At 38.0% G+C, this 10,154-nt stretch carries 9 protein-coding genes; 5 read left to right on the top strand and 4 right to left on the bottom strand.

From position 1 onward, the window contains the following. Positions 1 to 268: FmdE family protein (locus BP621_RS10165; RefSeq protein WP_292389557.1), on the bottom strand; the 268-nt coding region annotated here is incomplete at its 3' end. A 598-nt stretch (positions 269 to 866) separates the two neighbouring features. Here BP621_RS10165 and BP621_RS10160 point away from each other — a divergent pair. From BP621_RS10160 to BP621_RS10150, 3 genes are all read left to right on the top strand, one after another. Further along, the gene (locus tag BP621_RS10160) at positions 867 to 1,076 is read left to right on the top strand and encodes a TOBE domain-containing protein (protein WP_292389555.1); all 210 of its coding nucleotides are present in this window, start codon (positions 867 to 869) and stop codon (positions 1,074 to 1,076) included. Positions 1,077 to 1,398: 322 nt separating this feature from the next. After that, positions 1,399 to 2,076 (top strand): molybdate ABC transporter permease subunit, encoded by a 678-nt coding sequence (modB, locus tag BP621_RS10155; protein ID WP_292389558.1) that lies wholly within the window; start codon positions 1,399 to 1,401, stop codon positions 2,074 to 2,076. A gap of 2 nt (positions 2,077 to 2,078) precedes the next feature. Continuing rightward, complete coding sequence (locus BP621_RS10150) at positions 2,079 to 3,209, top strand: ABC transporter ATP-binding protein (protein ID WP_292389554.1); 1,131 nt, start codon at positions 2,079 to 2,081, stop codon at positions 3,207 to 3,209. 156 nt (positions 3,210 to 3,365) lie between these two features. On the opposite strand, the gene BP621_RS10145 is transcribed toward BP621_RS10150, so the two are convergent. Together BP621_RS10145 and BP621_RS10140 are read right to left on the bottom strand one after the other, a co-directional pair. After that, complete coding sequence (locus BP621_RS10145; protein ID WP_292389553.1) at positions 3,366 to 4,196, bottom strand: sulfite exporter TauE/SafE family protein; 831 nt, start codon at positions 4,194 to 4,196, stop codon at positions 3,366 to 3,368. Between the two features lie 248 nt (positions 4,197 to 4,444). Continuing rightward, the gene (locus tag BP621_RS10140; protein WP_292389552.1) at positions 4,445 to 5,986 is read right to left on the bottom strand and encodes an FAD-dependent oxidoreductase; all 1,542 of its coding nucleotides are present in this window, start codon (positions 5,984 to 5,986) and stop codon (positions 4,445 to 4,447) included. A 246-nt stretch (positions 5,987 to 6,232) separates the two neighbouring features. Between BP621_RS10140 and BP621_RS10135 the strand changes: the two genes are divergently transcribed. Then, positions 6,233 to 7,420, top strand: coding sequence for an AAA family ATPase (locus BP621_RS10135; protein WP_292389551.1), 1,188 nt, complete (start codon positions 6,233 to 6,235; stop codon positions 7,418 to 7,420). A gap of 308 nt (positions 7,421 to 7,728) precedes the next feature. On the opposite strand, the gene BP621_RS10130 is transcribed toward BP621_RS10135, so the two are convergent. Continuing rightward, positions 7,729 to 8,136, bottom strand: a complete 408-nt coding sequence (locus BP621_RS10130) for a DUF1699 family protein (protein WP_292389549.1) — start codon at positions 8,134 to 8,136, stop codon at positions 7,729 to 7,731. A 610-nt stretch (positions 8,137 to 8,746) separates the two neighbouring features. On the opposite strand from BP621_RS10130, the gene BP621_RS10125 reads away from it, so the two are divergent. Further along, complete coding sequence (locus tag BP621_RS10125) at positions 8,747 to 9,640, top strand: NosD domain-containing protein (protein WP_292389548.1); 894 nt, start codon at positions 8,747 to 8,749, stop codon at positions 9,638 to 9,640. Positions 9,641 to 10,154 lie beyond the last annotated feature (514 nt).

The raw sequence follows: 10,154 nt of genomic DNA, 5'->3' as shown, positions 1-10,154 counted from the left end.
CATTGTTTCCGATGGTAGCTCCAGCAAGGATCTGGAATGGGTCAGGCATGCAACTTTTCGTTTCGCAGGTCACATATATGCGCTCCCCGTCCCGGACATCAAGCTCCCGTCTTGCGATATTGAGCATCTGGATACCGATTAATGCCCCGGAGGTCAGGAAGCCGTGAAAGGGGACTACTTTTTCAATCTGTGAAAGCAGCTCAGGATCCTTTACCTGCTTCATGATTTCTTTCATAGTTTCTTTTTCTAATTGTGAGTTTTTTTGCAACGTATACACCCCCCAATGGGTTCAACCGTTATTATTATTGAACATGAGCGTAAGATAATATATTGTGGCTCTAATTATATAAAAGCTATAATATATAATTATCTTTGAACGCTATTTATTCTCAATAAAGGTCTGTCAGTGAGTTATAAAAAGCCATATCACAAGAATCTCTACAACTTTTCCCCAAAAATGGTAAATATACACGTTTATCAGATTTGATCAATAATTTACGAAAACGGCCAAGATAAAAAAATCTGGAATTGGGTGAAAGCTTTTTCACTACGGGCTCATGCCTTTTCGAAATATATGAAAATCGTAAACTAAGAAATTAATCACTTAAAATTGGCATAATTCATTTCCTACATCTGTACATAACGATATTATCTATTTCTTAATATCGAAGAAGTTTAAAACTAAAATAACATTCAATAGGCACTAATAAATAAATCTATAAATTAATTTTACATCTGTGAAAGTCGAAGGAGAATTTGTGTTATATATAATAGAACTGTTTTATATAAACGCAAATTATATTATCGAACAGAACACATGTAAAAGGTAAGTGTTTTTATTAACACTTGAATGGAGGAGTAAGGAAATGAAATTAAGTGCACGCAATGTTTTAAAAGGTAAGGTTAAAAAGGTTGTAGCAGGTGCGGTCAATTCTGAAATTGTAATAGAATTGCCTGGCGGAGCAGAAATGACTTCCATCATCACAAAGGCCTCAGCTGAAAATCTGAAGCTAAAAGAAGGAAGCGAAGTATACGCAATAGTCAAGGCTTCAAATGTGATGATCGGTATAGATTAATCCCCAATTTCCGTTTCATGCTTCGTGCATGAAAATTAGTAAATAGCGTCAGTCCACTCTGCAGAAGTCTATTAATAGTTGCTCAGTTTTGTTAGCGATAGCTTAAAAAAGGCAAGTAAATAAGATCGCGGATATCTGCAGAGTGTGAAATAATTTTACTTCATAATGTATCTTTAGCAAGGGGACCTTATTAATTAGGATTTATTTTGAATACTTAATTTCCATAATGTAGAATGCTCTGCTAAAAAATCTTTGCCTTATAATAATCCGGTTTAATAAACATTTAGTTATCTCTTGCATACGTTTATCCAAAAATAAAAGACTGATAATTATGTTGGACAAGGTATGGTTTCCTTTATCTCTCACACTCTGGATAGCAACCATATCATCCATTCTAGTCCTTTGCAGTGGCGTAATCATAGCTTATATATTTGCGAGGCGTGATTTCCGCGGAAAAGAACTTGCAGAGCTGTTAGTAACACTTCCTCTCGTTCTTCCGCCTACCGTAATTGGTTATCTTCTGGTTATTCTTGTAGGTAGAAATGGATTTCTTGGCCACTTCATTTACAACTTTTTTGGCACAGGGATTATGTTTACCTGGCAGGCAGCAGTCATTGCAGCTTACACAGTTTCTCTTCCTCTTATGGTTAAAGCTGCCCAAGCAGGCATTGAAGCAGTAGATAGGGAACTTGAATACGCAGCTTATATTCTTGGAAGAAGTGAGATTGAAACTGCTCTCCTGATAACATTGCCTCTTGCAAAAAGAGGCATACTGGCAGGGCTAGTACTCAGTTTTGCAAGAGCTGTTGGAGAATTTGGAGCAACCCTTATGCTGGCAGGAAACATCCCGGGAAAAACGAATACGATGTCGATTTCAATATACAGCGCTTTTCAGGCAGGTAATGATGAACTTGCTCAGACTCTTGTCTTAATCCTTATTTTTATATCCCTGCTGGCTGTATCTCTAACCGGACGATTCGTAGGAAAATTAGAGGTATAATTTTGGGCGTTAAAGTTGACCTTAAAAAACAATATAATGAAACTGATCGCCGTGGAAAAAAGAGTATTAAGAAATCCTTTACATTAGATGTCAGCTTTGAAATGGAAAACGAACTTGTCGTACTTTTTGGGCCTTCAGGATCAGGAAAGACCACATTGTTTAAATGTATTTCCGGGATAACGGATCTTGATGAGGGAAAAATAATAGTAGGAAATAAAATTTATTTCGACAAAGAAAAAAAAATCAATCTTACAATTCAGAAACGCAATTTGGGCTATGTTTTCCAGAATTATACTCTTTTTCCTCACATGAGTGTAAAAAAGAACATAGAATGCGGGCTCAAAGGCTGGGAGAAAGAAGCCAGAGAAGAAAGGGTTATGGAAATGCTGAGCCTTCTTCATATTGAGGAGTTGGAGACCCGATATCCATCCCAGCTGTCAGGTGGGCAGAAACAGAGAGTTGCTCTGGCAAGGGCACTGGCTCCCAAACCTGAAATTTTGCTTCTGGATGAGCCTTTCTCTGCTCTTGATCTAGAAATAAGAACCAAACTTGCAGAAAAAATAAAAAATTTGCAAACCAAGATTGGAATACCTGTGTTGTTTATCACTCACAATCTGGAAGAAGCTTTCCAGCTGGCTGATAAGATTCTTGTCTTATATGGGGGGAAAGCTCAGCAGTTCGGAACCCCGGAAGAAATATTCTATTATCCTAATAATTTGCATGTGGCAGAATTAGTTGGGATTTCCAATATTTTCGATGATGCTTATGTTAAAGAATGTGACGAAAAGTCAAAAAGCACAGTGTTAAAAAGCGAAGATCTGAGTATAAGGATAAAAACTCAGAGATTTAAACCTGGAGATAAAGTTTCCTGGGGAATTCATCCTGAGAACATAACTCTTCTTTTACCGGACTCCAACTCTAAAAATCAATATGAAAATACTTACTCTGTTCGTGTTAATAATATAATCAATAAGGGACCAAAAAAGCGAATTACACTTACACTTGTTAGATGCAACAAGACTCTGACTGCAGACGTCCCTGCACAGTTTGTTGACTCTCTGAAACTACATACAGGTGATCTATGCCTGGCAAAATTGGAAATGACTAAAGTAGTGGCATTCCATAAATCATAACTCAATAAATAACAGTATTTAGATATGGAGCTGATCCCAAAACTCAAAATTACTTCTCTGAATCTCGCATTCTGAATAATCAATTGAGTTCTAGATCATGGAAAATAGTTCTGAAACTTTACTCATTTTGAGAGTAAAATCGGCTTTGCAATGAGCTCAATATGTAAAGATACGATCAATAACTCCTATCATTTTCAGCCCTATATAGATCATTAAAATTATAAAAAGATGCTTCAAATGTTCGGGGTCTATAAGATGGGCAATTTTCGCCCCATTTCGTGCTGCAAGAAACGCCGGAAATGCGAGTAAAATCCAATTTAGAAGATTTATATATCCAATAGAATAAGGAGGGAGTCCGGCCTTTTCCCAGCCATTGATTATATATCCGATTGATCCACTAAAAGAAGTAAAGATTATTACTGCGGCTGAGGTTCCTACGGCTTTTCTCATATCTAAATGAAGATAAATTAGCATGATTGGAATTCCAATCACTCCTCCTCCAAGCCCTAAAAGACCAGAAAAAAAGCCTATGAAAATACCTGAAAATACATAAGGTAATGGATTAGAGCTAATATATTCTTTTTCTGTAACAGCAGAAGTCAAATAAGTTCTAATTGCACCAATTAGAACTACAATTCCAAAAATTTTGCTAAGGGTAGAAGCCGGTAAGTAAGAAGCTACAGCTGCTCCCACAAAACTGAAGATTGATCCGAAAACCCCTATTATTGTTGCCTGTTTCCAAAGTACTGCATTCTTTTGATGGTAAATATGAGCAACATTAATGGCATTTAGCAAAACCACAAAAAGGGTTGTCCCAAAAGCTATCCTTATTGCAATGTCATGCTGGAGACCGGTCTCCTGCAAAAGCCAGTACTGAACAGGAGACATGATAAAGCCTCCACCAATACCGAGCATGCCCGAGACAATACCCGTAAAAAAACCTGTGAGAATAAGGATACCAAGATAAAGAGGGTCTGTAGGAGTCATTTCCAGTCAAGTAGAATTTACTTATAATTTACCTGAGGCCTTGCTACTTTTCTCCCAATAAAAGAAGAAATTTGTCCTTTTTTCCTTAGATATGCATTAATCTATGAGTTAATTAAAGTATCTAACAAAAATTTTGATGTTTAAGAGGCGGAGTGCTCTTCTGTTAATTATCTCAGTCCATCTGGACTATTACTTTCTCCCACATGAACCTTTTTATCATAAGTCTTCTGATTATCTTGATATCAGTTTTACTCATTTGCTTTCTTTTCCAGAAGCCCGTACACTGCAGGGCTTTTGATTACCTCCCCCTTTGCACTATAGCGGGAGCCGTGACACGGACAGTCCCAGGTCTTTTCTGCATTATTCCAGGAAACAATACATCCCATGTGCCTGCAGGAAGGATCAAGCTTATGGAGCACTCCTGCCTCATCCCTGTATGCTGCAACCTTTTCACCTTCGATTTTGACAATTGCACCTTCTCCAGGCAAAATCTGCGAAGCTTTTTCATGAACAGGAATTATTCGATCTCCCACAAGGCCTTTAGTCGCTTCAGCAACCTGAGAAAAGAAGGTTTTAGCCGATTCAAGAGGTTTGAATCGCGAAGGGTTATAGACCTCTTCCCAAGGGTTAGACTGCCCAAGGATCATATCTGTAAGAATCATTGCTGCAACTGTACCTGTGGTCATGCCCCATTTCCTAAACCCTGTTGCAATAAACATGTTTTCGTTATCTGAGGTTAGCCGGCCAATGTAAGGAACGTGATCAACGGTTATGACATCCTGGGTTGACCAATGGTAATCAATGGAATTGACCGAGTAGACCAACCTGATCCATTTCTCAAGGTTTATATAATGGTCAATTTCGTTTCCCTCTCCGGTCCTGTGTCCTTCCCCTGATACAAGTATTAGTTCACCTTCCTCGGCAGGCTGGGAACGTAGAGATCTGACAGGCTCCTCGGCACTAATAAACATTCCCTGCGGGAAAGGCTCTTCAATACGAAACCCGAGTACGTATGAACGGGACTGGTAAAGGCGCTGGAACAGCATTCCGGGTTTATCGTGAATTGGGAAATGGGTTGCCTGGATAACCTTTTGTGCTTTAATTGTTCCCTTATCCGTTGTTATATTTACAGGGCCATCCCCTTCAATCTTTAATGCTCTCGTCTTTTCAAAAATATGGCAGCCGTCTCCCTCAATCTCCCTTGCAAGAGCACAGAGGTATTTTCTGGGATGAAATTGCGCCTGATTGCCGAAACGAACTGCGCCGTATGTTTTAAAAGGTAGCTGCAGGTCAGCTTTGAATGAAGCCGGGAGCCCAAGGCTTTGAGCTGCATCGACCTCGTTATGGATATTTCCAACTGATTCTTCAGAGCCGGCATAAACATAAGCTGGCTTACGGACAAAGTCACAGGCTATGCTTTTTGAGCTTACGATAGAAGCTATCTTTTCTATGGCTGCCTGATTGGATTCTGCGTACTGTTGCGCCTGTTCTTTTCCAAATTTTGAAATCAGGCGATCATAGATCAGGCTGTGCTGAGAGGTGACTTTTGCAGTCGTGTGACCTGTAACTCCTGTAATAATTCGATCCGCCTCGATCACTGCCACCGACGGCACTCCTGCTTCCTTTAAAAGGTAGGCAGTTGTAATGCCCACCATCCCACCCCCTAAAATTGCTACATCCACGCGAACATCTCCGGAAAGAGGAGGATATCTGGATTCAGGCGTGGTTGCCATCCAGTAAGATTCTGCCCTGCCAGGCAGGATATAATCGATTTCCTTGTGGTTTGTCATATATTTCACCATAAAAATCTGGAGGAGTCCCGCGTACCTGTGTCTTTCTTGCGGTCATGCCCGTTAAGTAGCAAAACCCCAGAGATTAGCTTGCATCTCGTAAACTCCCTATCCACGATTCTCCCCTGTACCTATTTGAGAATAGATACCATAAAATTATCTAATTAAATATTATAAAAATCAGTAGTAATATTAATTCAGGTATCACTAGCATATAGGGTATTGAGGTATGATATGAGGTCTCTGGTGTTTTTGAGAGGAATACCTGGCTCCGGCAAATCAACTTTTGTCAGGGAAAATAACCTTGAGCCTTACACCATCTCTTCAGACAGTGTTCGGCTACTCCTTAAGCCGCCTGTACTCTCTGTTACCGGAAGACCTATAATCTCTCAAAAAATTAATCATCGGGTCTGGGGACTTATTTACTCTCTCATTAAATCCCGTATGGAAGATGGGGATTTCACAGTTCTCGACGCGACGAATGCCGGAAATGCAGATATTGCGAAATACAGGAAGCTTATCAGAACTTACAGGTATACAGCTATCTGTGTTGATTTTTCCGAGATTCCTCTTGAAATTGCAAAGGAGCGAAACAGAAAAAGGCCTGAATACGAAATTGTGCCTGAAACTGTAATTGACGAACTGTACTCCATAATAAATAGGCAAACGGTGCCGTCATTTGTTACGGTAATAAAGCCGCAAGAATTTTATGAAAAAATTCGGTACAAGCCTTTTGATTTTTCCCACTACAGAAAAATCCATCACATCGGCGATATAGCTGGAAATTACAAGGCTCTTATGCAATATCTTGCATGCGGGTTAAACGACAGCGACCTGTATATCTTCCTGGGAGATTACACAGGCAGCGGAGTTGAAAATGCTGATAATGCTGAAATTATTAAGTTTCTGACCTCCGTTATGTGCAGGGATAATGTAATCCTGCTCGAAGGAGACCACGAAAAAAGTTTTTGCAGGCTGGTAGAAGGTGAAGAACAAACCCAGGTCTCCGAGTTTGCAGATACTCGATATTATGTGCCAGAAATGAAGCTGGCAGGCGTTACAAAAAATTATGTTCTCAATTTACATAAAAAATTAAATCCATGTATTTATTATAAATTTTATAATAGGTACGTGCTCGTAACTCACGGAGGCCTGAGCAGCCTTCCTGAAAATCTGGTTTTTGTCGGAGCCGATCAGATGATTAACGGCGTGGGCGAGCCCGAAGATGTATATCTGGTTGCTGCAAGTTTCAACAAAAACACGAATGAGAACACTTACCAGGTTCACGGCCATAGAAATCCTGAAAATTTTCCCATTGAGAACGGAAGAACATTCAACCTATGCCCTGAAAAAAAAGGTTTTCTGAGAATTATTACACTCGACGAAAACGGGTTTCATAGTAAGGAGATCAAGATTCCAAAACCTACTTTTTAAACAGGTACTGGACTTTTTTGAACAGATACAGGATTGAAAGAATTAAATGTTCAATTAAAAATTTCAACAAAAAATGGTAAAACGTTGCAGTGAGAAAAAGGAAAATGTCCCTGTAGAATTCCCTGAAGTGGGAAATATAGGCTAAATTTTAAGCCAGGGAACTTTCCAGAGCCTCTGTAAATGGAAAACTTAAGCTGGAGATCAGGGAATAAACGTATGTCCCTGAAAGGCCTGAGACCTTTCTGACTATTTCTGGGTATGGTCAAATCTCCAGTGAAAAATTTAAAGATATTTTATCGTGTACGAACTCAGGCAGGAGCTTCCTTGTTCATGATATAAGCAACCATTTCAGGATTGATTTTGTTTTCCCTTGAAACCTTTGCTTCAATATCTTCATTGGATTTACCTTCGATTTTCATTTCTTTTATTTTCTCAATAACTGAGGATGGAACGGTGTAGTATTCATTAATGTCTTTCCTATGGCCCCAGACATCACCTTCGATAAGCTGGATTTTTTGCATTTCAAGGAACATCTCTATGGACCTTGAGATTGTGCCCATGTAGGATTTAGGTAACTGGATTACATCAATCTTCGGGCAGGTTTCAACCAGTCCAAATACATCCTTGTTCGAAGGCCTGAAAGCCAGGTGAACAATGCGCTCATTAGGATTTAATGTAAAGATTTCTTCTCTTGAGCTAACGACTCTGATTTTCATGTTTTTCCCCCACTATGAAATTTTTTATTTTTTTTGTTGATATAAGCTACTTTCACTGACTATAAATATTTATCTTACAGTTCAGTTATTTTTTATATAGTCTTCTGGCTCTCTTGCTTCCGGTAATTTCCTGCAATTAAACAAAAGAATAAGCCAGCTGAAGAATTGTTGGGATTCAAAGGCTGGAATTAGCCCAATTGAGATAATTGTTAAATTAAAATTGATGTTACTGGGTGGAAATATAGTGAAATAATGAGTACTTAAGATTATTTAAAACAACATTAGTAGATATGAGGGAATAAATAGGAAAAATTATATATTATTTATATCTTACAGACTGAAGTTGTCATCTATAGTGAACAGCTCAAAACGTTTATCCTCTCTAATAAAGTACTGCAGCTCGGATAGTAATTAAATTAGATTACAAATCTGAGAATTTGAATATTAATTACTTGAGAATTAATTAAATTCTGGATAACTAGTTATTTGATAATCAACTAGATTCTTGATGATAACTAAGTTCTTGAAGCTAAATCAAAGCGAATAGACTAAGAAATTTCATCAATACAGGGATTTCATCAGTACTAGAGAACTTTATCGGGGTTTTGTCTTGCGGGAAACAAAAAAAATTATGTTGGTGATATTAGCAGTATTGCTTTCACTTCAAGCTATCACTTGCAGTGCTTCTGCTGAAACTATTTATGTAGAGCCTGGAAACTCGATTCAAACAGCAGTAAATAACTCTCATTCCGGAGATACAATAATTGTAAAACCTGGAACATACGATGGAGATATTGATATCTCAACTGCAAATCTAACTATAATGTCAAGCAGTCCACATAAATCAATAATTAAAGCTAAAAACAACGCCTTCAATATTTATGAAAGTAACGTTACAATAAAAAATTTTGACATAAGAGGTCCAGGGAGATCTTCAGGTATTTGTTTCTCGTTTGACCGCAATGAAGGTACAAACGGCGCTTTTTACTGCACGGCTCAAAATAACAAAATATCTAACTTTAGTATGGCTGCAGATATTGGCTTTTATATGTACAGCGGAAGCGAGTCTATTCTTAATAATGAGATTTGCAACTGCGAAACAGGAGTATACGCCTTTGATCTCATGTTTGAAACCCTGACAGTTAGTGGAAATCGAATTACAGGCTGTGATAATGGACTATATATTGTTGATGCTCCATGTATCATCACTAATAATATTTTTAACAATACAGTGAACGTAAATGTCTCTGATGAAACAGTAAACATCTTTAACACTACAAAAATAACTGGAATAAACATTGTAGGCGGCCCTTCTCTGGGTGGTAACTGCTGGGTAACCCCTTCAGGTGACGGTTTCTCACAGACTCATTCCGATAATAATGGAGATGGTTTTGCAGACGAACCTTATAGATTGGAAGGTTCTGGTTATGTTGATTATCTTCCTCTTATACCGCAGAACGCTTCGATTGTTGCTTTTTTGGAACCTCCTGCTCAGGAAGAGTAACTTCGAAAATATAGTTTACTGATAAAAAAGCGAAAAAATATTAAAATTAACATGCCAAATTGAAAGCAAATTAAAATGTTAAGTTTAAGGCAAGAGGATCTCACGTATTAAAAGCAGAATCTCACGTATTAAAAGCAGATACAGAAGATCCTTCTTACCAGTAAGGACTTTCCTTACCGATATTTCTAGTGCTGCGGTTCCAAAGTATGTTCATTAAACTTTGGTTTCCGATTTGTCATCGATTAATAAATTTCCCGTTAAACAAGGGACTTATCTTGGAATCAATTAACTAGTAAAAGCAAGATTTGTGATCATATCTTGCCTTACTTTTCGAATAATTATGTTTTATCATTAAAACTGCTGTCATTTTGCAGGCCTGTCAGATTCAGATTGGAAATCGATACAATTTTAAGAACCAAATCCTGAAAAGCAGAATATATCTTCTTGGTATAGCAAACGTCTATCTTAATTTAGAGTCTTTTAATTTAGAGTCTTTTAATTTAGAACCTTTTAA

The organism is Methanosarcina sp. UBA5 (assembly GCF_002505485.1).
Taxonomy (GTDB): Archaea; Halobacteriota; Methanosarcinia; order Methanosarcinales; family Methanosarcinaceae; genus Methanosarcina.
The sequence above is the reverse complement of the archived record's forward strand: the minus strand, read 5'-3'. Positions and strand labels throughout refer to the sequence as shown.

What these genes read in the sequence shown, in the direction of transcription:
- BP621_RS10145 (WP_292389553.1), bottom strand. Translation starts at nt 4,196, where the DNA reads ATGACTCCTACAGACCCTCTTTATCTTGGTATCCTTATTCTCACAGGT.
- BP621_RS10160 (WP_292389555.1), top strand. Translation starts at nt 867, where the DNA reads ATGAAATTAAGTGCACGCAATGTTTTAAAAGGTAAGGTTAAAAAGGTT.
- BP621_RS10130 (WP_292389549.1), bottom strand. Translation starts at nt 8,136, where the DNA reads ATGAAAATCAGAGTCGTTAGCTCAAGAGAAGAAATCTTTACATTAAAT.
- BP621_RS10140 (WP_292389552.1), bottom strand. Translation starts at nt 5,986, where the DNA reads ATGACAAACCACAAGGAAATCGATTATATCCTGCCTGGCAGGGCAGAA.